Annotated in this window: 21 protein-coding genes; 14 read left to right on the top strand and 7 right to left on the bottom strand. The window is 59.8% G+C overall.

The annotated features are described in order from the left end of the window. Positions 1–27 precede the first annotated feature (27 nt). The 6 genes from rpsK (at position 28) to bfr (ending at position 4,814) form a co-directional block, all read left to right on the top strand. Positions 28–417, top strand: a complete 390-nt coding sequence (gene rpsK, locus A7K61_RS15145) for a 30S ribosomal protein S11 (RefSeq protein ID WP_002555466.1) — start codon at positions 28–30, stop codon at positions 415–417. Positions 418–435: 18 nt separating this feature from the next. Beyond that, positions 436–1,056, top strand: coding sequence for a 30S ribosomal protein S4 (rpsD, locus tag A7K61_RS15140; protein WP_003176404.1), 621 nt, complete (start codon positions 436–438; stop codon positions 1,054–1,056). 22 nt (positions 1,057–1,078) lie between these two features. Further along, the gene (gene rpoA / locus A7K61_RS15135; protein WP_003176403.1) at positions 1,079–2,080 is read left to right on the top strand and encodes a DNA-directed RNA polymerase subunit alpha; all 1,002 of its coding nucleotides are present in this window, start codon (positions 1,079–1,081) and stop codon (positions 2,078–2,080) included. 41 nt (positions 2,081–2,121) lie between these two features. Beyond that, complete coding sequence (gene rplQ, locus A7K61_RS15130) at positions 2,122–2,508, top strand: 50S ribosomal protein L17 (protein WP_003176402.1); 387 nt, start codon at positions 2,122–2,124, stop codon at positions 2,506–2,508. 237 nt (positions 2,509–2,745) lie between these two features. Beyond that, the gene (locus A7K61_RS15125; protein ID WP_047711897.1) at positions 2,746–4,194 is read left to right on the top strand and encodes a catalase; all 1,449 of its coding nucleotides are present in this window, start codon (positions 2,746–2,748) and stop codon (positions 4,192–4,194) included. Between the two features lie 155 nt (positions 4,195–4,349). Then, positions 4,350–4,814 carry a bacterioferritin gene (gene bfr / locus A7K61_RS15120; RefSeq protein WP_003176400.1) on the top strand — a complete coding sequence of 155 codons (465 nt, stop codon included), beginning with the start codon at positions 4,350–4,352 and terminating at the stop codon, positions 4,812–4,814. 65 nt (positions 4,815–4,879) lie between these two features. Here bfr and uvrA read toward each other — a convergent pair whose 3' ends face one another. Beyond that, the gene (gene uvrA / locus A7K61_RS15115; protein WP_003194630.1) at positions 4,880–7,714 is read right to left on the bottom strand and encodes an excinuclease ABC subunit UvrA; all 2,835 of its coding nucleotides are present in this window, start codon (positions 7,712–7,714) and stop codon (positions 4,880–4,882) included. 178 nt (positions 7,715–7,892) lie between these two features. On the opposite strand from uvrA, the gene A7K61_RS15110 reads away from it, so the two are divergent. The 3 genes from A7K61_RS15110 (at position 7,893) to tam (ending at position 10,759) form a co-directional block, all read left to right on the top strand. Then, positions 7,893–9,287, top strand: a complete 1,395-nt coding sequence (locus A7K61_RS15110) for an MFS transporter (RefSeq protein ID WP_034133877.1) — start codon at positions 7,893–7,895, stop codon at positions 9,285–9,287. Between the two features lie 9 nt (positions 9,288–9,296). Continuing rightward, complete coding sequence (locus A7K61_RS15105) at positions 9,297–9,812, top strand: single-stranded DNA-binding protein (RefSeq protein ID WP_003194626.1); 516 nt, start codon at positions 9,297–9,299, stop codon at positions 9,810–9,812. Between the two features lie 185 nt (positions 9,813–9,997). Next, positions 9,998–10,759, top strand: coding sequence for a trans-aconitate 2-methyltransferase (gene tam / locus A7K61_RS15100; protein WP_057711934.1), 762 nt, complete (start codon positions 9,998–10,000; stop codon positions 10,757–10,759). A 21-nt stretch (positions 10,760–10,780) separates the two neighbouring features. On the opposite strand, the gene A7K61_RS15095 is transcribed toward tam, so the two are convergent. Further along, complete coding sequence (locus A7K61_RS15095) at positions 10,781–11,344, bottom strand: cysteine hydrolase family protein (RefSeq protein ID WP_044269384.1); 564 nt, start codon at positions 11,342–11,344, stop codon at positions 10,781–10,783. A 96-nt stretch (positions 11,345–11,440) separates the two neighbouring features. Here A7K61_RS15095 and A7K61_RS15090 point away from each other — a divergent pair, with 96 nt between their 5' ends. The 3 genes from A7K61_RS15090 to A7K61_RS15080 all read left to right on the top strand — a co-directional run bounded on the left by A7K61_RS15090 (position 11,441) and on the right by A7K61_RS15080 (position 14,435). Then, complete coding sequence (locus tag A7K61_RS15090; RefSeq protein WP_069557869.1) at positions 11,441–12,412, top strand: GlxA family transcriptional regulator; 972 nt, start codon at positions 11,441–11,443, stop codon at positions 12,410–12,412. A 168-nt stretch (positions 12,413–12,580) separates the two neighbouring features. Then, the gene (locus tag A7K61_RS15085; RefSeq protein ID WP_044269381.1) at positions 12,581–13,690 is read left to right on the top strand and encodes a DUF3182 family protein; all 1,110 of its coding nucleotides are present in this window, start codon (positions 12,581–12,583) and stop codon (positions 13,688–13,690) included. After that, positions 13,680–14,435 carry a S9 family peptidase gene (locus tag A7K61_RS15080; RefSeq protein ID WP_003194616.1) on the top strand — a complete coding sequence of 252 codons (756 nt, stop codon included), beginning with the start codon at positions 13,680–13,682 and terminating at the stop codon, positions 14,433–14,435. Before A7K61_RS15085 ends, A7K61_RS15080 begins: the two co-directional genes overlap by 11 nt. A 118-nt stretch (positions 14,436–14,553) precedes the next feature. Here A7K61_RS15080 and A7K61_RS15075 read toward each other — a convergent pair whose 3' ends face one another. Genes A7K61_RS15075 through A7K61_RS15060 form a run of 4 tightly spaced genes read right to left on the bottom strand, consistent with a single transcriptional unit; the run spans position 14,554 to position 18,467 of the window. After that, positions 14,554–15,519 (bottom strand): lysylphosphatidylglycerol synthase domain-containing protein, encoded by a 966-nt coding sequence (locus A7K61_RS15075; RefSeq protein ID WP_003194614.1) that lies wholly within the window; start codon positions 15,517–15,519, stop codon positions 14,554–14,556. Beyond that, complete coding sequence (clsB, locus tag A7K61_RS15070; RefSeq protein ID WP_047711886.1) at positions 15,509–16,771, bottom strand: cardiolipin synthase ClsB; 1,263 nt, start codon at positions 16,769–16,771, stop codon at positions 15,509–15,511. The genes A7K61_RS15075 and clsB overlap by 11 nt, the downstream gene beginning before the upstream one ends. Continuing rightward, on the bottom strand, positions 16,768–17,544 hold the full coding sequence (locus tag A7K61_RS15065) for an endonuclease/exonuclease/phosphatase family protein (RefSeq protein WP_047711885.1): 777 nt from the start codon (positions 17,542–17,544) through the stop codon (positions 16,768–16,770). The genes clsB and A7K61_RS15065 overlap by 4 nt, the downstream gene beginning before the upstream one ends. Beyond that, complete coding sequence (locus tag A7K61_RS15060; protein ID WP_069557868.1) at positions 17,541–18,467, bottom strand: DUF72 domain-containing protein; 927 nt, start codon at positions 18,465–18,467, stop codon at positions 17,541–17,543. The genes A7K61_RS15065 and A7K61_RS15060 overlap by 4 nt, the downstream gene beginning before the upstream one ends. A 188-nt stretch (positions 18,468–18,655) precedes the next feature. Between A7K61_RS15060 and A7K61_RS15055 the strand changes: the two genes are divergently transcribed. Together A7K61_RS15055 and A7K61_RS15050 are read left to right on the top strand one after the other, a co-directional pair. Next, complete coding sequence (locus tag A7K61_RS15055; RefSeq protein WP_057711939.1) at positions 18,656–20,740, top strand: mechanosensitive ion channel family protein; 2,085 nt, start codon at positions 18,656–18,658, stop codon at positions 20,738–20,740. A 112-nt stretch (positions 20,741–20,852) separates the two neighbouring features. Next, positions 20,853–21,737, top strand: coding sequence for a sugar nucleotide-binding protein (locus tag A7K61_RS15050; RefSeq protein WP_032897752.1), 885 nt, complete (start codon positions 20,853–20,855; stop codon positions 21,735–21,737). Between the two features lie 164 nt (positions 21,738–21,901). On the opposite strand, the gene A7K61_RS15045 is transcribed toward A7K61_RS15050, so the two are convergent. After that, the gene (locus tag A7K61_RS15045) at positions 21,902–22,600 is read right to left on the bottom strand and encodes an OmpW family protein (RefSeq protein WP_014720136.1); all 699 of its coding nucleotides are present in this window, start codon (positions 22,598–22,600) and stop codon (positions 21,902–21,904) included. Between the last annotated feature and the right edge of the window lie 114 nt (positions 22,601–22,714).

Here is a 22,714-nt window from a genome sequence, read left to right as displayed (position 1 = left end):
CCCCAGCGAATCGACAGGAAAATTATCATGGCAAAACCTGCTGCTCGTCCTCGTAAAAAAGTTAAAAAGACAGTGGTTGATGGCATCGCCCACATCCATGCATCTTTTAACAACACCATCGTGACCATCACCGACCGTCAAGGTAACGCGCTTTCTTGGGCTACCTCCGGTGGTTCGGGTTTCCGCGGTTCCCGCAAGTCCACTCCGTTTGCTGCTCAAGTAGCTGCTGAACGTGCTGGTCAAGCTGCGCTGGAATATGGCCTGAAAAACCTCGACGTTAACGTCAAAGGTCCAGGTCCAGGTCGTGAGTCTGCTGTCCGTGCTTTGAACGGCTGTGGCTATAAGATCGCCAGCATCACCGACGTGACGCCAATCCCGCACAACGGGTGCCGTCCGCCGAAGAAGCGCCGCGTGTAATCCAGGAGATTGTAAAGAATGGCTCGTTACATTGGTCCAAAATGCAAACTCGCTCGTCGCGAAGGCACCGATCTCTTCCTGAAGAGCGGCGTGCGCGCGATCGAATCGAAGTGCAACATTGAAGCAGCACCTGGTATCCACGGCCAACGCCGCGGTCGCCAGTCCGACTACGGCACTCAACTGCGTGAAAAGCAGAAGGTCCGTCGTATCTACGGCGTTCTCGAGCGTCAGTTCAGCGGCTACTACAAAGAAGCTGCTGGCAAGAAAGGTGCAACCGGTGAAAACCTGCTGCAACTGCTCGAATGCCGTCTGGACAACGTTGTATACCGTATGGGCTTTGGTTCGACTCGTGCCGAATCCCGTCAGCTGGTATCGCACAAGTCGATCAGCGTTAACGGTCAGACCGTAAACGTTCCGTCCTACCAGGTTCGTGCTGGTGACGTGGTCGCAGTTCGCGAGAAAGCAAAAAACCAACTTCGCATTGTCCAAGCTCTCGATCTGTGTGCCCAACGTGGCCGCGTAGAATGGGTAGAAGTAGACACTGAGAAGAAGTCGGGCGTTTTCAAGAACGTTCCTGCTCGCAGTGATCTGTCCGCCGACATCAACGAAAGCCTGATTGTCGAGCTCTACTCCAAGTAAGGGCTAGAAAATAGGTGCATCCATGCAGATTTCGGTAAATGAGTTCCTGACACCCCGCCACATTGATGTGCAGGTTGTCAGTCCAACCCGCGCCAAAATTACTCTCGAGCCTCTCGAGCGTGGTTTTGGCCACACCCTGGGCAACGCGCTGCGCCGCATCCTGTTGTCCTCAATGCCCGGCTGTGCAGTAGTCGAGGCCGAGATTGACGGTGTGCTCCACGAGTACAGCGCCATCGAAGGTGTACAGGAAGACGTAATTGAAATCCTGTTGAACCTTAAAGGTCTGGCTATCAAGCTGCACGGCCGTGACGAAGTTACGCTGACCTTGTCGAAGAAGGGTTCGGGGGTGGTTACCGCTGCCGATATTCAGCTGGATCATGATGTCGAGATCGTTAACCCCGATCACGTAATCGCTAACCTGGCGTCTAACGGCGCCCTGAACATGAAGCTCACTGTAGCTCGTGGTCGTGGTTATGAACCGGCCGACTCGCGTCAGAGCGATGAAGACGAAAGCCGCAGCATTGGTCGCTTGCAGCTTGACTCTTCGTTCAGCCCGGTTCGCCGTATCGCATACGTGGTGGAAAACGCCCGTGTCGAACAGCGTACTAACCTGGACAAGCTGGTTATTGATCTGGAAACCAACGGTACCCTGGATCCTGAAGAGGCTATCCGCCGCGCTGCAACCATTCTGCAACAGCAGTTGGCTGCGTTCGTCGACCTCAAAGGTGACAGCGAACCAGTGGTAATCGAGCAGGAAGACGAGATCGATCCGATCCTGCTTCGCCCGGTTGACGATCTGGAACTGACTGTACGTTCGGCTAACTGCCTTAAGGCGGAAAACATTTACTACATCGGTGACCTGATCCAGCGCACCGAAGTAGAACTGTTGAAGACTCCGAACCTGGGCAAGAAATCCTTGACTGAAATCAAGGACGTTCTGGCCTCCCGCGGTCTGTCCCTCGGCATGCGCCTCGACAACTGGCCGCCTGCAAGTCTTAAGAAGGACGACAAGGCGACTGCCTGATCGTCGTAATCACCGAACGTGAGTTTGGTAAGGAATGAACCATGCGTCATCGTAAAAGTGGTCGTCACCTGAGCCGTACCAGCTCGCACCGCAAGGCCATGTTCCAAAACATGGCGGTGTCGCTGTTCGAGCACGAGCTGATCAAAACTACACTGCCGAAAGCTAAAGAACTGCGTCGCGTTGCTGAGCCGCTGATCACTTTGGCCAAGACAGACAGCCTGGCTAACCGCCGTCTGGCTTTCGACCGTACTCGTTCGAAAGCTATCGTTGGTAAGCTCTTCAACGACCTGGGCAAGCGTTACGCTACCCGTGAGGGTGGCTACCTGCGCATCCTCAAGTGCGGTTTCCGCGCTGGCGACAACGCGCCTATGGCGTACGTCGAGTTGGTTGATCGTGCTACTGCCGGCGAAGCTGTAAGCGCCGAGTAAAACGACAAGCTGCAACGAAAAACCGGGCCTAGTGCCCGGTTTTTTGTGCGCGTAACAAAAGCGTGCTGCGTACAAGAATCCTCAAGCGACACGCCTCACTATGAGCGTTGGGTATGTTGGTAGTTATTTTCTATTGAAGCCTACAATTTAATGAATTTGTAGGTGTCATGTGGATGGTCAATACTCCCTCCAAGCCGATTAGCCGGCAGTTCAAAGCCCGACCTGAGGAAGATGCGCATGAGCCAGAATAAAGTCCTTACCACCGCCAGCGGCGCGCCCGTTGCGGACAATCAGAACTCACGTTCCGCCGGCCCACGTGGCCCATTGCTGCTCGACGATTTCCACCTGATCGAGAAGCTTGCTCACTTCAACCGTGAAAATATCCCTGAGCGTCGCGTGCACGCCAAAGGTTCGGGTGCCTTCGGTACCTTCACGGTGACAAAAGACATTACCCAGTACACCAGCGCCAAGTTGTTCGAGTCCGTTGGCAAGCAGACGCCTACGTTCCTGCGTTTCTCCACCGTAGGCGGTGAACGTGGTTCGGCTGATACTGAGCGCGATCCACGTGGCTTCGCCTTGAAGTTCTACACCGAAGAAGGCAACTGGGACATCGTCGGTAACAACACCCCGGTGTTCTTTATCCGTGACCCGCTGAAATTCCCGGACTTTATCCACACCCAGAAGCGTCTGCCGCAAAGCAACCTGAAAAGCGCACAGATGATGTGGGATTTTTGGTCGCACTCCCCGGAGGCGCTGCACCAAGTCACCATTCTGTTTTCGGACCGTGGCATTCCAGACGGCTACCGTCACATGCACGGTTTCGGCAGCCACACTTACAGCCTGATCAACGCCCAGGGCGAGCGTCATTGGGTGAAGTGGCACTACAAGACCAAGCAAGGCATCAAGAACCTGGCGCCGGCCGAGGCTGCCCGCTTGGCGGGTACTGATCCTGACTACGCCCAGCGCGATCTGTTTGGCGCAATCGAGCGCGGTGACTTCCCCAAGTGGCGCGTGTGCATCCAGATCATGACCGAGGCCCAGGCGAACGCCCATTACGAGAACCCGTTTGACGTGACCAAGACCTGGTCGCAAAAAGAATTCCCGTTGATTGAAGTGGGTGAGTTGGAGCTCAATCGTAATCCGCAGAACTACTTCGCCGAAGTCGAGCAGGCCGCATTTGGCCCAAGCAACATGGTCCCAGGCGTTGGCCTGTCGCCAGACCGTATGCTGCAAGGTCGGGTTTTTGCCTACGCCGATGCGCACCGCTACCGTGTGGGCACCAACCACCAGCAACTGCCGGTGAACGCGCCACGTAGCCCGGTTAACAGCTACCAGCGTGACGGTTCCATGGCTTTTGGCAGCAACGGTGGTGCGGCTCCGAACTACGAGCCAAACAGCTACGCCGACGCACCGAAACAAGCTCCGCAATATGCAGAGCCAGCATTGGCCCTGAGCGGCGCCGCTGATCGCTACGATCATCGCGAAGACACGGACTACTACAGCCACGCCGGTGCGCTGTTCCGTCTGATGAATGACGAGCAGAAAGCCCTGCTCACCAATAACATCGCCGGTGCAATGGGGGGCGTTTCCAGCGACGTGGTCCAGCGTCAACTGCAGCACTTCTATAAAGCCGACCCGGCTTATGGAGAAGCAATCGCAAAGGCACTGGGTGTATCGCTTAACTGACTCTAAACGATAAGCAGAACCGCCCTCATTTGGGCGGTTTTTGCGTTAATTCAGCTACTTTTCCCTGAAAATCTTCACTTTTCTGCCGTTTGTCCCGTGACCTTCAAGTCAGCATGGTTCAAACTACAGCCTTTCAAGCAGGGAGATGTAGGGCGATGCAAGGTCACCCCGACGTAATCGATTACCTCAACACGTTGCTGACGGGCGAACTGGCAGCTCGTGACCAATATTTCATCCATTCGCGTATGTACGAAGACTGGGGCTTTACCGAGCTCTACGAGCGTATCAACCACGAAATGGAAGAAGAGGCGCAGCACGCTGATGCCCTGATGCGCCGCATTCTGATGCTCGAAGGCACGCCGCGTATGCGTCCTGATGATCTGGATGTGGGTACCACAGTGCCTGACATGCTCGCTGCCGATCTTCGCCTTGAGTACAAGGTCCGTGCCGCACTCTGCAAGGGCATCGAGCTTTGCGAGCAGCACAACGACTATGTCACCCGGGAAATACTGCGGGTGCAGTTGAATGACACCGAAGAAGATCACACCTACTGGCTGGAAAAGCAGTTGGGCCTGATCAAGCTGATCGGCCTGGAGAATTACCTGCAATCGCAGTTCTGATTCCCGGTTACAAAAAAGCCCCTGTCACTGCAAAGTGACAGGGGCTTTTTATTGGGCCTGAAAAATCAGGCCCGGTCGCGTTCCAGCAACGGTTTCAAGTAGTAACCGGTATGCGACTGCGGCATTTCGGAAACCTGCTCCGGAGTGCCCACTGCGATAATCTGGCCACCCTTCGAACCACCTTCCGGCCCCAGGTCTACCAGCCAGTCGGCAGTCTTGATCACATCAAGGTTGTGCTCGATCACCACCACGGTATTGCCGTGGTCTCGCAGGCGGTGCAGTACGTCCAGCAACTGCTGAATATCCGCGAAGTGCAGGCCGGTGGTCGGCTCGTCGAGGATGTACAAGGTTTTGCCGGTATCGCGCTTGGACAGCTCGCGAGACAGCTTGACCCGCTGCGCCTCGCCACCCGACAGCGTGGTCGCTGATTGCCCCAGCTTGATGTACGACAGGCCCACATCCATCAGCGTCTGCAGCTTGCGCGCCAACGCCGGCACCGCGTCGAAGAACTCGCGAGCTTCCTCGATGGTCATTTCCAGGGTCTCGTGGATGCTCTTGCCCTTGTACTTGATCTCCAGGGTCTCGCGGTTGTAGCGCTTGCTCTTGCACACATCGCACGGCACGTAGATGTCCGGCAGGAAGTGCATCTCCACCTTGATCAGGCCATCGCCCTGGCACGCTTCACAGCGGCCACCCTTGACGTTGAACGAGAACCGACCCGGCCCATAACCCCGTGAGCGCGACTCTGGCACGCCAGCGAACAACTCGCGGATAGGCGTAAACAGCCCGGTGTAGGTGGCTGGGTTTGAACGCGGCGTACGTCCAATCGGGCTCTGGTCGATGTCGACCACCTTGTCCAGATGCTCCAGGCCCTTGATGCTGTCGTGGGCCGCTGCTTCCAGGGTGGTCGCGCCGTTCAGGGCGGTAGCACTCAGGGGGAACAGGGTGTTGTTGATCAGCGTCGACTTGCCCGAACCGGAAACACCGGTCACGCAAGTCAGCAGGCCCAGCGGAATCTCCAGGTCGACATTGCGCAGGTTGTTGCCGCGCGCGCCCTTGAGGTGTAGCGCCATCTTCTTGTTGCGCGGTGTGCGCTTGGCGGGCACTTCAATCTTCACACGGCCGGACAGGTATTTGCCGGTCAGTGAATCAGGATGTGCCATCACCTCGGCAGGCGTGCCTTCAGCAACGATATGGCCACCATGCACGCCCGCGCCGGGGCCGATATCGACTACGTAGTCCGCCAGGCGGATAGCGTCTTCATCATGCTCGACCACGATCACGGTATTGCCAATATCGCGCAGGTGTTTCAGCGTGCCCAGCAAGCGGTCATTGTCCCGTTGGTGCAAGCCAATCGACGGCTCGTCGAGGATATACAGCACGCCCACAAGGCCGGCGCCAATCTGGCTGGCCAGGCGAATGCGCTGCGCCTCACCGCCGGACAAGGTGTCGGCGCTGCGGTCCAGCGACAGATAGTCCAGGCCCACGTTAACCAGGAACTGCAATCGCTCGCGAATTTCCTTGAGGATCTTGTCGGCAATTTCCCCGCGACGACCGGTCAGCTTCAGCACGCCAAAGTATTCACAGGCATCGCCGATCGGCAGGTTGGTCACTGCCGGCAGGGTCTTCTCGCCTACCCATACATGCCGGGCTTCACGGCGCAGGCGCGTGCCACGGCAATCCGGGCATGGCTGTGTGCTGAGGAATTTCGCCAGCTCCTCGCGCACGCTCGCCGATTCGGTTTCGCGGTAGCGGCGTTCCAGGTTCGGCACGATGCCTTCGAACGGGTGCGAGCGCTTGACGATATCGCCGCGGTCGTTCAGGTATTTGAAGTCGACATTCTGTGAACCGCTGCCATTGAGAATGACTTTCTGCTGGTCTGCCGGCAGTTGGTTGAATGGCACTTCCAGGCTGAATTTGTAGTGGGACGCCAATGACCCAAGCATCTGGAAGTAGTAGACATTACGCCTGTCCCAGCCACGTATCGCACCCTCGGCCAAGGTCAGTTCGCCATTGACCAGGCGCTTGATATCGAAAAACTGTTTCACACCCAGGCCGTCGCAAGTCGGGCAGGCGCCGGCCGGGTTGTTGAAGGAAAACAGCTTGGGTTCCAGCTCACTGATGGCATGGCCACAGATAGGGCAGGCGAAACGCGCGGAGAAGATGATCTCTTCGCCCGGCTCGTCATCCATCGGCGCTACCAGGGCAATGCCATCGGCCAGCTTCAGCGCGGTTTCGAACGATTCCGCCAAACGCTGCTGCAGGTCGGCGCGCACCTTGAATCGGTCGACCACCACATCAATGGAGTGCTTTTTCTGCTTGTCCAGCTTCGGCGCTTCGTCCAGCTCATAGAGCTTGCCGTTGATGCGCGCCCGCACGAAGCCCTGGGCCCGCAGCTCTTCGAAGACCGACAGGTGTTCACCCTTGCGTTCGCGAATGACGGGCGCCAGCAGCATCAGCTTGGCGCCTTCGGGCTGGGCCAGCACCAGGTCGACCATCTGGCTGACGGTCTGGGCTTCCAAGGGGATATCGTGGTCCGGGCAACGGGGGATACCCACGCGTGCGTACAGCAGGCGCAGGTAGTCGTAGATCTCGGTAATGGTACCGACGGTAGAGCGCGGGTTGTGGGACGTGGACTTCTGCTCGATGGAAATAGCCGGCGACAGGCCTTCAATGGTGTCGACATCGGGCTTTTCCATCATCGAGAGGAACTGTCGGGCGTAGGCCGACAGCGATTCCACATAGCGACGCTGACCTTCGGCATACAGCGTGTCGAACGCCAGGGACGATTTGCCGGAGCCGGACAAGCCGGTGATGACGATCAGTTTGTCCCGGGGCAGGGTCAGGTCGATGTTCTTCAGGTTGTGGGTTCTAGCCCCACGAATCAGGATCTTGTCCAAGATGGCCTCGCACGGCGGGCGTAAATGATGCCGGAGTATACGGCTAAAGACTGGATGAATATACACTGTCAAAACGCCGCTTGCAGCCTTACATGAAAGCTGCGCGGCAAAGCGCCGCATATACCCTCTCAATCGATGGGACTGGTAGAATCGCCGCCGGTTCACACGAGGTTTTTCCATGCACGATCCCCACAGCGAACGCATGAGTAGCGGCGAGACCCGAGCGGCAAGCGGTCTGGCCCTGGTGTTCGCCTTCCGTATGCTGGGCATGTTTATGGTGTTGCCGGTGCTGGCCACCTATGGGATGGATCTCGCAGGGGCGACCCCCGCCTTGATCGGCCTGGCGATTGGCGCCTATGGCCTGACCCAGGCAATTTTCCAGATCCCGTTCGGGATTATTTCCGACCGCATTGGCCGTCGCCCGGTGATCTATCTCGGGCTGATCGTATTCGCCCTTGGCAGTGTGCTGGCGGCCCAGTCCGATTCGATCTGGGGCGTGATCGCCGGGCGCATCCTGCAGGGCGCCGGTGCGATTTCCGCCGCCGTGATGGCGCTGCTCTCGGACCTGACCCGCGAACAACACCGCACCAAGGCCATGGCGATGATCGGCATGACCATCGGCCTGTCGTTTGCCGTGGCCATGGTGGTGGGCCCCTTGCTCACGCGTGCGTTCGGCTTGCATGGGCTGTTCCTGGCCACGGGCGGCATGGCGTTGTTTGGCATCCTGATCGTGGCGTTTATGGTGCCGCGCTCCACCGGCACCCTGGCGCACCGTGAATCGGGCGTTGCACGCAAGGCGTTGCTGCCGACGCTCAAGCACCCGGACCTGCTGCGCCTGGATTTAGGTATCTTCGTATTACACGCCATGCTGATGTGCAGCTTCGTCGCCTTGCCCCTGGCCCTAGTGGAAAAAGCCGGGCTGCCCAAGGAACAGCACTGGTGGGTCTACCTCACTGCGTTGTTGATTTCGTTCTTCGCCATGATCCCGTTCATCATCTATGGCGAGAAGAAACGCAAAATGAAACGAGTTTTACTCGGCGCCGTCGCGACATTGATGCTCACTGAACTATTCTTCTGGCAGTTCGGCGACAGCCTGCGCGCACTGGTGATCGGCACGGTGGTGTTTTTCACCGCGTTCAACCTGCTCGAAGCGTCGTTGCCGTCGCTGATCAGTAAAGTTTCACCGGCGGGCGGTAAGGGCACGGCCATGGGGGTGTATTCCACCAGCCAGTTCCTGGGCTCCGCGTTGGGCGGCATCATGGGCGGCTGGATGTTCCAGCATGGCGGTTTGTCGGTTGTGTTCCTCGGATGCGCCGCGCTGGCTGCACTTTGGCTGGTCTTTGCTGTTACCATGCGCGAACCTCCCTACGTCACCAGCCTGCGTTTGCCGCTATCGCCCGAGGCGATCCGCGAAGCCGGCCTGGTCGAGCGCCTGAAGGCCGTGGTAGGGGTAACGGATGCAGTGGTGGTCGCTGAAGAGGCGGCCATTTACATCAAATTGGACACCGAATTATTGGATCGCGCGACGCTCGAGCAACTGGTCAACCCAGTGCCGACAGCGCGCCCAGCCTAGGAGAACGTTATGGCCCGTGGGGTTAACAAAGTCATATTGGTCGGTACTTGCGGCCAGGATCCCGAAGTTCGCTACTTGCCTAACGGTAATGCTGTGACCAACCTGAGTCTGGCGACCAGCGAGCAATGGACCGATAAGCAGACCAACGAGCGCAAAGAGAAAACCGAGTGGCACCGCGTGTCGTTGTTCGGCAAGGTCGCAGAGATCGCCGGTGAATACCTGCGCAAAGGTTCGCAGGTGTACATCGAAGGCAAACTGCAAACCCGTGAGTGGGAAAAAGACGGCATCAAGCGTTACACCACCGAAATCGTGGTCGACATGCAAGGCACCATGCAACTGCTGGGCGGCCGTCCACAGGGCGACCAACAGGGCCAGGGCGGCATGTCCAACTCGGCACCGCGCCCGCAGCAGTCGCGTCCGCAGCCAAGCCAACAGCCACAGCGTGAGTCGCGCCCAGCGCCACAACAGGCTGCTCCGCAACCGGCTCCGGATTTTGACAGCTTTGATGACGATATCCCGTTCTAAGGTCCAAGACCGACCCTGAACAAACAAAACCCCCGATAGCGAAAGCATCGGGGGTTTTTTATGGGCAATGCCCAGGTGTCGGTGCACGGGATGCCTTTGTGCAAACAGCACACCAACCCCGACATTTGTTCTCATGGCCCACAAGATTTAGGCTGTCGTCACCTCTAGCAAGAAGGAAGGCTGTGATGACCTGGTCCGCCAAGCAGTACACGATGTTCGAACAGCAGCGCACTCGCCCCGTCCGTGACCTGGTGGCAGCCATTCCCAACATCGACGTGACCACCGCCGTCGACCTGGGATGCGGGCCGGGGAACTCCACCGAAGTACTGGCCGAGCGTTTCCCCCAAGCGCACGTCACGGGCATGGACAGCTCCGATGACATGTTGGTAGACGCACGCAAGCGCCTGCCCAGGTTGAACTTCGAGCTGGCAGACATCGGCGCCTGGCATCCGGCGCAACGCTTGGATGTGATCCTGGCCAATGCCTCGCTGCAATGGCTGCCCGATCACGCCACGCTGTACCCGCACTTGGTCCACCAACTGAACCCAGGCGGCACGCTGGCGGTACAAACCCCGGACAATCTGGACGAGCCCGCCCATCGCCTGGCCCGTGAAGTTGCGGCCGATGGCCCATGGGCGGCCAAGATAGGGGCGGTCAAACACAATGAGCGGCACACCGCCAGTTACTACTACGAACTGCTGAGCAAGCATTGCAGTACCGTGGATGTGTGGCGCACCACCTATCAGCACCCGTTGGCGGACCACGGGGCGGTGGTGGAGTGGTTCAAGGCTTCGGCATTACGGCCTTTTCTCGCGCCGTTGACCGACGATGAAAAAGCCGCCTTCCTGCAGCAATACCAGGCGCGAATTACCCAGGCTTATCCCGCCCTGGCCGATGGCACGGTGTTGTTGCCCTTTCCGCGCCTGTTCATCATTGCCACACGCTGAAGCGATCAACCCGGGTGGCGGTCACGCGGCCGCTGCTTGGGCCTTCAAATATTCCTCTGCCGACACCACACCCGCATAGCCAAAGGCCAGGGAGGCCATGTACGCGCCGTGTACCTGCGCTGCCGGAATTACCTGACCGTTGAACTCCTGGTCGCGGGTCGCGCAGGCATCATGAATCACCGTAACCTTGTAGCCCAGGTCCGCCGCTGCCCGCACCACGGCGTCAACGCACATATGGCTCATGCTGCCCACTACCACCACGTCGGTGATGCTGCGCTGTTCCAGCAGTTCGCGCAGATTGGTTTGGCGAAACGCATTCACGAAGTGTTTGAGTACCACCGGCTCATCGCCCTCGTTGATTACCTTGGCATGCAAGTGCGCGCCTTCGGAGCCCGGGGTGAAGAAGGGTGCGTCGTCGCCAGCGAACTCATGGCGTACATGAATCACCGCATCGCCTGCTTGCCGAAATGCCTGTAGCACCTGCGCCGCCTTGTCCGCTGCGGCTTCCACGCCGTCGAGCGGCCACTTGCCCTGGGGGAAGTAGTCGTTCTGGATATCGATTAGGATGAGCGCCTGCTTGGCCATGTATGTTGCCTCGTGATGGGTTGATGGGCCTAGTATCTTATCTGGCGATCACACCGAGAATTGGCTGCACCGACAATAACAGGGGGAAAACTGACAATGGCCGCGCAACGCAGCACTGTCGAGCTGGGTGTGTTGATCTACCAGGGCGCGCAACTCGCCGCAGTCCACGGGCTGACTGACCTGTTCGGGGTCGCCAACCGCATCGCCGCCGAGCATGAATCTGCGCAACTGCCGCTGCTGCGGGTCAGCCACTGGCAGGTAGATGCCCACGGCACGCCCGCGCGCACGTTCGACAGCCATCCCGGCCCCGACCAACCGATGATGGCCGTGCTGGTGCCACCCTCGATTGCCGAGTTCACCGAAGACCAGGCGCCGCCTGCACTGCTGCAATGGCTGCGCCGGCAACATGCGGTCGGCACCGTGCTGGGCGGTGTGTGCATCGGTTCGATCATGCTGGCGCGCAGCGGCTTGTTGGATGGTCGCAGCGCCACCACTCACTGGTCTTCCGCGAAGTCCTTTGCGGCCAGTTACCCGGCGGTGCGCCTGGAAGCGGATAAACCCATTGTCGATGACGGCGACCTGATCACCTCCGCTGGGCTGATGGCCTGGTCCGAACTGGGCCTGCGCCTGGTCGACCGCCTGATGGGCCCGAGCGTTGCAGCCGACACGGCGCGTTTTCTGGTGATTGAACACAGCGCCAGTGCCAGCCAGTGCGGTAGCAACTTTGCGCCGATTCTCAGGCATGGTGATGGTGCGGTTCTCAAGGTCCAGCATTGGCTGCAGGCCAGTGGCGCGGTGGATGTGTCCGTGGCGGCGATGGCGCAGGAGGCCAACCTGGAGGAGCGCACGTTCTTGCGGCGATTTCGCAACGCCACCGGGTTGAAACCCACCGAGTACTGCCAGCACCTGCGGGTCGGCAAGGCACGGCAGATGCTGGAGTTCACCAACGGCACGATCGATCACATTGCCTGGACCGTGGGCTATCAGGACCCCAGCGCCTTTCGCGCCATTTTCAAGAAAATCACGGGGTTGTCCCCCAGCGATTACCGCAACCGTTTTGGGGTTTGAATCGTGCAGAACGCCGCAGGGTTAACTTAGGGTCGTGCAGAATAAAACAGGCTAACGGCCATCACTTCTTGCGCAACTGATTGATTTTACGGCCATCCCCGCAAACCCTATGTTGGCCTGATCCATGCAGCCCTCCTGCTACACAACGGCTGATAGAAAGGGGAACGCATGACCCCCATAAGTCGCAAGAAGCTGGTGGTCGCCCACTCCATGCGAGAAGGCGCGCCCCTGCATGAAATTGAAACCAACCGTGCACTCGCGCGCTGGCTGGCGCAGATCCTGGGGCTCAAGTTCGGTGGTAGCTACGACCCGGCCCTGCATGCGGGCCGGGAATTGTACCTGCTGCCCACGCAAACGCTGGTCGGACCTGCCCAAGCGCAACGGCTCAATATCAAAGGGCCACAAGATCTGTGGGGCGGCTATGTCGATCACGCTTTCATCTGCACCAAAGCCATCAGTCACGGCCTGCTGAGTCCCGAGGCCAAGGCGCCCGAAGGCTGGTCGCCGACATTCTGCGAGCGTGTGCGTGACGTGGTGTTGGACGGCGTGAGTGTGTTCGCCCTTGAGGATGCACGGCCTGCCGCGACCCGCTTGCTCTACAGCGGCCCGATTCGTCTGAAACCCGTAAATGCCTGTGCAGGGCGGGGGCAGGAAGTTATCCACAGCCTGGATGAATTCGACGCGATAGTGGCCCGCCCGGAAGCGGCCCGAATGTTCAATCAAGGCGTGGTGCTGGAACAAGACCTGCACGAGGTGGTCACCCATAGTGTGGGCCAGAGTTTTATCGGCGATCACCTCTTCAGCTACTGCGGCGAGCAGCACCTGACGCAAGACGGGCAGGGCGAAGAGGTCTACGGCGGTTCCGATCTGCTGGTCGTCCCCGGTGATTACGCAGCCCTGCTCAAACTGGATCTGCCTGAAGACGTGCGTAAGGCTATCGAACAGGCGCTGGTTTTTGACCGAGCCGCGAATGAAGCCTACCCAAGCTTCTTCGCCTCGCGCCGCAACTACGACATCGCCCAAGGCCTGGACAGCACAGGCCAGCGCCGCAGTGGCGTGCTCGAACAATCCTGGCGCATGGGCGGGGCCAGTAGCGCGGAAGTCGCGGCGCTGCAGAGCTTTATCAACCACCCGGGCCTGAAGGCCATCCGTGTGTCCTCGGTAGAAACCTATGTAGACCAAGCGCTGCCGGCGGATGCCATCGAGGTATACCGAGGCCCGGCCGAGAACAGCGACTTTCTACTCAAGTATGTGACGGTCCAGACTTATGACGGCTAGAAGCGAGAGCATCAGCATTGATATAGACGACGAACAAATGAGCGGGACCTTCCTCAGCCCCAAGTCCAAAGTGCCCGGTGTGTTGTTCGTGCACGGTTGGGGCGGTAGCCAGGAGCGCGACCTGGAGCGAGCCAAAGGTATCGCAGGCCTTGGGTGTGTGTGCCTGACCTTCGACCTGCGTGGCCATGCTGGCACCGGCATCCCCTTGTCCCGCGTCACCCGCGAAGACAACCTGCGCGACCTGCTGGCTGCCTACGACCGCCTACTGTCCCACCCGGCGATCGACACCTCGGCGGTGGCAGTGGTAGGCACCAGTTATGGCGGCTACTTGGCGGCGATCCTCACCTCGTTGCGCCCGGTACGCTGGCTGGCGCTGCGAGTGCCGGCACTGTATCGCGACCAGGAATGGCTCAAGCCCAAGCGCGACTTGGACAAAGCCGACCTGATGGATTACCGCGGCACCCTGGTGCACGCCGAAACCAATCGGGCCCTGCATGCCTGTGCGCAATTTACCGGCGATGTGCTGATTGTCGAGTCGGAAACCGACGACCATGTGCCCCACGCGACCATCATGAGTTACCGTGCGGCGTGCCAGCAGACCCATTCCCTGACCCACCGCATCATCGACGGTGCCGACCATTCCCTGAGCGACCCGGTGTCGCAACAGGCGTACACCTCGATACTGGTGGACTGGATTACCGAGATGGTGGTGGGGGAGCGGTTGAGCATCATTCAGGCCCGTTGATTCATCTGTGTCTGGGCTGGCGCCTTCGCGAGCAAGCCCGCTCCCACATTTGGAACGCTATCCAACCTGTGGGCGCGGGCTTGCTCGCGAAGGCGATGTAACTATCACCTCAGTTCTCTCAGGCTGTTTTCTTCACCCGCAACGCCTTTGCCTTGGCCTCCACCCCCAAATACATCACCAGTGCAATCAACAACGGGCAAATAAAATAAATGGCCCGGTACGCGATCAGCCCCGCCAGCAAACTCCCCCGCGACGCCTCATGTTGCAATAGCGCAATGAACACCGCCTCCAACACCCCCAACCCGGCCGGGATATGGGTGACCACTCCGGCAATCGCACTGATCAACAGCACCCCCAGCACCAACGGGTAATCCAGTTTGGCCGGCAGCAAGGTGAATATCACTGCGGCCATCAACGACCAGTTCAACGCACCCAGAGCCAGCTGCAAACAGGCCATGCGCAGCGACGGCAAGTTGATCTCGATACCGCGAATCGACCACGCGCGCTTTTTAGAAAACCGGCACGCCGCCAGGTAGCCCAGGCTCGCGAGCACCAATAACACCCCGACTCCTTGCAAGGCGCCGCTGCTGAGCTTCCAGCCCGGCGGCAGGGTCACCAACCCGCTGCTGAACACCACCCCGGCCAACGCCATATAGCCGAACCAATTGGTGGCCAGGCTCAGGCCGAGGATCTTGGCGATATTGCTGGTGCTCACGCCCAGGCGCGAATACAGCCGGTACCGCATGGCAATGCCGCCGACCCAAGCGCTGAGGTTGAGGTTGAACGCGTAGCTGATGATGCCCACCGGCAATATCTGCTTCCAGCGCAGCGGCTGGCGAATGTAGGTGCGGCCGATCAGGTCAAAACAGGCGTAGACAATGAAACTGCACAGCGTCAGCGCGCCGGCGATGAACAATGTGCGCAGCTTGAACTCGCTCAGGGTCTGGAACACTTCGCTCCAGTCGATGCGCCGGGCGAGCAGGGTAAACAACACGATCAGCAGCACGAAGAACGCAATCGTCAGCGGTTTCTTCCAGCGCTTGAACCCAGAGGCTTGCGCTTGGGGGCGGGCTTCAGACGTCATGGGGCGTGGCCTCAAAAGGTTTCAAGCGCGGTTTGTGGGCCGGCAACCAACTGGCCAGTACCGGGAAATGGCGCATTACATGAAACACCAGGAAACCCACGGTCAGGCGCCAGAGCCACAGGCGTGGCTTGCGCTTTTCCGGCATGGTCTGGCAATGATTGTGGGCGAGTGCTTCCAGGCGTTCGTAGAGCTGTTGATTGAAAGCCCGGTCGCGAATCAGCACGTTGGCTTCCAGGTTCAATGCCAGGCTCAGGGGGTCCAGGTTGCTGGAGCCGACGGTGCTCCATTCGTCATCCACCAACGCCACCTTGCCGTGCAGCGGGCGTTGGCAGTATTCGTGAATCACCACGCCATCCTTGAGCAAGTAGTCATAGAGCATGCGCGCGGCCAGTTTCGCCAACAGCACGTCGGGCTGGCCCTGCATGATCAACTGCACGTGCACGCCACGGCGCGCCGCGTTACGGATCTCGCGGAGCAGGCGGTAGCCGGGGAAGAAATACGCGTTGGCGATTACCACCCGCTGCCGGGCCTGACTCAAGGCATGGATATACGCGTCTTCGATGTCGTCACGATGCTGGATGTTGTCGCGATAGATCAGGCGTACCAGGCCGTCGCCTGGCTCGTTCGTCCAGGGCGAGGGCCGTTGCTGGCGCCGTCGCCAACCGCGACGGCTGCGCACCTGGCGGCCACTTTGGGCGAGGGCGAAATGGTGCAGGTCTGCCACAGCCGGGCCGATCACCTGTACTGAGTAATCCTGCTTGGCTTCGGGGCCGAAATCCGCCAGGTGGTCGGCGGAAAAATTGATCCCGCCGATAAACGCCACGCGGGCGTCCACCACGACGATCTTGCGGTGCAGGCGGCGAAACCAGTTAGTGCGTATGCCGAGCGTCTTGGGCGCCGGGTCGAACATCTGCACCATCACCCCGGCCTCGGCCAACTCCCGCAGGAAGCCCGGGCTCAGTTCGCCGCAGCCAAAACCGTCGAGGCTGACCACCACCTTCACCCCGCGCTTGGCCGCCTCGATGAGGATGCTGTGCAGCTCAAAGCCGACCTTGTCTTCAAAGAGGATAAAGGTCTCCAGCAGGATCTCGCGCTCGGCGCCGCGCAACGCCTCGAATACGGCAGGAAAGTATGCCTCGCCGTTCTCCAGCAACTCCACGCGGTTGCCGCTTTGCCAGCCGTAATCCAGATCCCGCGCCTTGCTGTCGTCTGGCGGTTGGTCTGTGGCGATATGGTCTACCGCAACGTTCATAGCTCAACCTCCACCGACAGCGGCACATGGTCTGAAAGATGGGACCAGGGGCGAGTGGTGAGCACGCGCGGGTTGTGCACCTTCAAATTGCGCACATAAATGCGGTCCAGCGGCAGTAGTGGCAGGCGCGCCGGGAAGGTGCGCGCCGGTTTGCCGAGGGTGTGCATGAACACTTCCTGCAAACCGCTTTGACTCAGGTCGGCTTTTTGCCGCCAGTCGTTGAAGTCGCCGGCGACCACCAACGGCGCATCGGCCGGAATCTCGCTGATACGTTGTTCCAGCAACCGCAATTGTTGTTGGCGATGCACCTCGCGCAAGCCCAGGTGGATGCAGATCGCGTGCACCTGCTGACCGCTGCCCGGCAGGCGCAGCACGCAATGCAGCAGGCCGCGGTTTTCATGGCCGCTTTGCGATATGTCGAGGTTGTCATAGCGGATGATCTGAAATTTGGACAGCAGTGCATTGCCATGGTCGCCATGGGGGTACACCGCATTGCGCCCATAGGCAAACTGCGGCCAGATGCTGTCGGCGAGGAACTCATACTGCGGCATTTTTGGCCAGTCGCTGTAACGCTGCGGATGGCGTTCGTGGGTGCCATGGATCTCCTGCAAGAACACCATGTCCGCGCCCACACTGCGCACCGCTTCACGCAGCTCGGGCAAGATGAAGCGGCGATTCAGCGCGGTGAAACCCTTGTGGATATTGACCGTCAGCACCGTGAAACGGGTGATGGCGGTGGTCGGCGGGGTGGGGATCAGCTCTGGATGCGTCATGGCAATACTCCTGGTTCCGGCAGCCGGCCAGGTTCGGTGAGCAGGTGTTGGTCCAGCCCGAAACGTTGCAGCAATTGGCGTGCATCGAAGGGCGCGCGAACTTTGATGTCGTTGTCGAAAAAGCAGAACACATCGCGCTGTTTACGCCTGCGGGGCGTGTGGTGCGGGTCGACCAGGTGTGCATCGGCAGGCTGCTTGCCGTGGGCCCAGCGCTCGATGCGGTCACCCCAGCGCTGGAGCGCTTCGGCGCTATAACCGCTGGCGTATAACTGCTTGTCGCCGTGCAAGCGCAGGTACATGAAGTTGGCGGTCACGTCTTCCATGTACGGCCACTTGCCTGCGGTGTCCGCGACCACCAGGGCCACCCCGTGCTTATCCAGCATCTGGATGAACTCCGGCACGGCAAAACTCGTATTGCGAATCTCCACGGCATGGCGCAACGGCTTCTTGGCATAGGCCTTCATGCTCGACTTGCCGTTAAGGCGCGGCTCATGCTGGCGCGCGAGGGCGGCGGCCTGTTGGGTGTCGGCGGGTAATTCAGCCAAAAAGGTTTCAAACAGCGTGGCGTCGAATTTGAAGCTGGGCGGAAACTGCCAGAGGATTGGGCCGAGTTTTTCTTTGAGTTCCAGCACCCCGGAAGCGAAGAAATTCGCCATCGGCTTGTGTACATCGCGCAGGCGCAGGATATGCGTGATGAAACGGGGCGCCTTGACACTGAACATGAAACCTTCAGGCGTATCGGCATACCACTCGGCATAGCGCTTAGGGGTTTGCAGCGCGTAGAACGAGCCGTTGATTTCGATGCTGTTGACGGCGCGTGACGCAAACTGCAACTCGCGTTTCTGGGTCAGCCCTTCGGGGTAGAAGTCCCCGCGCCAGGGCGTGTAGCGCCAGCCGGAAATGCCGATGTGAATCGCCGCCATGTGTGCTCCCGTGGTTGGTGGGTGAGGTGACCTCCGTTATGGGATGACTGCGCTATTTGGCTGAAAGTTTCCACATTCCTACAGGCGGTACAGGGTAGGAAAAGATGGGAGGGCATCGCCCATGCGGGGAACGATCAAGGCCTAAACCCGTCAGTTCCTTACAGACCCTGCTGAAGGAGCTCGCTGTTTTGCTGAATCTAAAGACTGCATTACTGCTCGGTGCGTTGCTGCTTTGCGGTAACGGCGCACTGCAAGCCGCAGCGACGGCACCCGCTGCCGAGACGCCGGCCAAGCCGGAATTGCTGGTGCAAGGCGGGCTACTCGGGGCCATCAGTTCCAGCATTGATGACGTGCAAGACAAGCTCGACCTCAACCAGAACCTCATTGACGCCTGGCGCCTGCGGGCCGACCGCGCCGCAGACGAAGTAGGGCGTCTGGTGGACCAGACCACCGCACGCTCGCCGTGGAGCGTGGCCGGCGATTTCCTGCTGTTGTCTGGCGTGTGGGCCGGTGCCTTTGCTTTGCTGACGATGCTGGGGCGCCTGGTTGTGAAACGCGCGAGCCGTCGCCCATTCCTTGCGCGGCGTCAACGGCTGCAAGGCTTGCTGGGCTATGTGGTGCCCTACACGATTCCAGCGCTGATCTGCTTGCCGTTGACCCTTTATGTCAGTCACTTTTTAGCCGCGTCTGTCGGCCGAGCCCTGGCGCTGTGTTTTGCCTACGCCACCAGCAGTGGCATCTTTTCCACCTCGCTGTTGCTGTGCGTCATTGTGATGTTCAACGTCGGGCACAAGCGGCCTGCGGTGCGGATCATTCGTGACTATTGCCCCAAGCCTCTATTCCTGATCGGCTTTCTCGCGGCCCTCAGCGATGCGCTGACCAGCCCGCAAATCGCTCGGCAACTGGGCGGCAATATCACCAGCAGCATCGCTGTGTTTACCGGCCTGTTTGCCGCGGTCATCTTTGGCGTGCTGGTGGTACGCCTGCGTCGCCCGGTGGCCCATTTGATCCGCAACCGGCCGTTGGCCCAGCGCCTCAAGCATCCAGCATTGCAACAGTCGCTGCGGGTGTTTTCCGGGCTCTGGTACTGGCCGATTCTATTGATGGTGCTGGTCTCGGCGGTCAACCTGATTGGCGCCGGTGACGACAACCAAGAGGCCCTGCGCTGCGCGCTGCTCACCACCTTGTTACTGATCGGTACGGTGTTTCTCAGCACTGTGCTGCAACACCTGTTCAAGTCCCGCAGTCAGGTATCGATCCAACGCAGCAGCGCCTACAAGGAACGCTTCCTGAGTTTGCTGCACGCGATTTTGCGTATCGTCATGGCCATCGCGTTTATCGAGATACTCGGGCGTATCTGGGGTGTCTCGTTGTTCGAATTCGCCCAGCGCAACTCCGTGGGCCGGGCCATCAGTGACTCCCTCAGCAGCATCGGCCTGATCCTGTTGGTGACCTGGCTGTTCTGGGTGGTGCTTGACACTGCGATCCAGGAAGCCCTCAAACCACCGGTGAATAAACGCTCCAGCCGCCAGCCCAGTACCCGGGTCAAAACCATCCTGCCGCTGCTGCGCAATGCGGTGAAGATCATCCTGGTGGTGATCTGCGCGATCACCACCATGGCCAACCTGGGCATCAATGTCGCGCCGTTGCTGGCGGGCGCTGGGGTGGTGGGCTTGGCCATCGGTTTCGGTTCCCAGCAACTGGTGCAGGACGTGATCACCGGCCTGTTCATCATTATCGAAGACACCCTGTCCATCGGCGATTGGGTGGTGCTCGACTCCGGCCACGCCGGCACCGTCGAAGGCCTGACCATCCGCACCCTGCGCCTGCGCGACGGCAAGGGCTTTGTGCATTCTGTGCCGTTCGGGCAGATCAAGGCGGTCACCAACCAGTCCCGTCAGTTCGCCTATGCGTTCTTCTCGGTGCAGTTCACCTACGACACCGACGTGGACAAGGCCGTGGAGCTGATCCGCGAGGCCGGCCAGTCGATCCGCGACGATGTGTTCCTCAAGTACAACCTGCAAGGGCCGTTGGAGGTGTTCGGGGTAGACAAGATGGACCTCAATGGCGTGGTGCTCACCGCGCAGTTCCGCACGGTTTCGGGTGGCCAGTACGCGGTTAGCCGTGCGTTTAACCAGCGTCTGAAAAAGCTTGTGGATAACTGTGAGGCGGTGCACTTCGCCCAGACTTATCCACAGCAGCTCTTGCTCGCACCGCGTACGGCGCTGAAACAGGAGGCCGCCGAACCCGACGTCAAGACACTTAATCCGTGACGGTTGCGCTACAAGCCCGCAAAATGCAACGATTCTGGCAATGACCTACGACAGCGCACACACGCCTGTCGATAATAACCATCGTTCCAAACAGACCGGGCCTGCTCAATCTATGCGAATGCGCCTTATGTTACTGGGCGGCGGGAATGCCCTCGGGCAGGCGCTGATTCGCCTCGGTGCGGAGGAAGACATCGGTTTCCTCGCCCCCAAACCGCCCCAAGACGGCTGGGATGCCGCAAGTCTCACCCAATTGCTCGACGACACCCGTCCCGATGCCTTGATCAACCTCGCCTACTATTTCGACTGGTTCCAGGCCGAAGCCGTGAGCGAGTCCCGCTTGGCCGCCCAGGAATTCGCCATCGAACGCCTGGCCGAGCTGTGCCAGCATCACAGCATCACCCTGCTGCAACCGTCCAGCTACCGCGTATTCGATGGCTCCCGCGCCACCGCCTACAGCGAGAAAGACGAGCCGGTGCCCCTGGGCCTGCGCGGCCAAGCGTTGTGGCGCATCGAACAAAGCGTGCGCGCCACGTGCCCGCAGCATGTGCTGCTGCGGTTTGGCTGGCTACTGGATGACAGCGTCGACGGCACGCTCGGGCGCTTCCTGGCCCGGGCTGAAAAACCGGATGAGCTGTTGATGGCCGACGACCGTCGTGGCAACCCGACGCCGGTTGACGACGCCGCACGGGTAATTATCTCGGTGCTCAAGCAACTCGATTGCGCCGCGCCACTGTGGGGCACTTACCACTACGCCGGCCACGAGGCGACCACGCCGTTGGCGCTGGGCCAGGCGATTCTCACTGAAGCGCGCAACTTCCATCCATTGGCCATCGAGTCCCCCACCGCCCAGGCTCACGCAGCGCGGCCGGATGCGGCGGATGAACCGCAGCATGCGGTGCTGGCCTGCAAGAAAATCCTGCATACCTTCGGCATCAAGCCACGGGCATGGCGGGCAGGCTTGCCGGCGCTACTGGATCGCTTCTACCGCCATAGCTGACACCCCCAAAACCAAAAGTGGGAGGGGACTTATGTGGGAGCTGGCTTGCCTGCGATAGCATCACCTGGGTATCACTGATACACCGAGGTGTCTGCATCGCGGGCAAGCCCGGCTCCCACATAAGCCCCCTCCCACATGGGTTATGCGGTGTGGCTTAACCGGACTTAGAACTTGTAGCCGATACCCACCATGTAAACCATCGGGTCTACATCCACATTGACCTTGGCCCGAGTGCCCTGGCCCAGCGCGTTGTTATCCACAGTCGCTTTGGTGCTGATGTCGATGTAGCGCGCCTGGGCGTTGATCATCCACTTGTCGTTGATCATGTAGTCGGCGCCGATCTGCGCGGCCCAGCCCCAGGAGTTTTCGGCCTTGAAGTTGCTGAAACCGGCCTGTTCGGCACGGCTGCCCACGTGTTCGTCGTAGATCCAGGTGTAGTTGATACCGGCGCCCACATACGGCTGGAACGCAGACTTATGATCCAGCGGGTAGTACACGACGCTCAAGGTCGGCGGCAGGTGTTTCAGGGTGCCGAGCTTGCCGTTGGCGGCGCCCAGGGCGGTGTTCTTGATCTTCACGTCATGCTCGAACGGCGTGGCCGCGAGCAGTTCGATGCCGACGTGGTCGGTGATCATGTAGGCGAAGTTCAAGCCCAATTGGGTGTCGCTGCTCATGGTCGCCTTGCCGCCCAGGTTGGTACCGGCCAATGGGCCCTGGTCAACTTTGACGCTGCTGCTGTCGGCCTTCGGGTTCACGGTGATTGCACCGGCGCGAACCAGAATATCGCCCGCCTGGTGGGCGTGAGCGACGGGGGCGACGAGGGCGAGCGCGAAGAGGGACGCGCCGAGCAGAGACTTGTTCATGGGAGCTCCAAAGGACGTTTAAAAGTTGTACGTCCAATGGTAAAGATCGTTCCGTTCGGTCTTTTGACTCAGCTCAATGAAAGGGTGATCAGTCACTTTTGCCACTGATCTAAA

The organism is Pseudomonas sp. AP42 (assembly GCF_001728935.1).
Classification (GTDB): Bacteria; Pseudomonadota; Gammaproteobacteria; order Pseudomonadales; family Pseudomonadaceae; genus Aquipseudomonas; species Aquipseudomonas lactis.
Note: the sequence above shows the minus strand (reverse complement) of the source record. Positions and strands in the feature narration are given on the sequence as shown.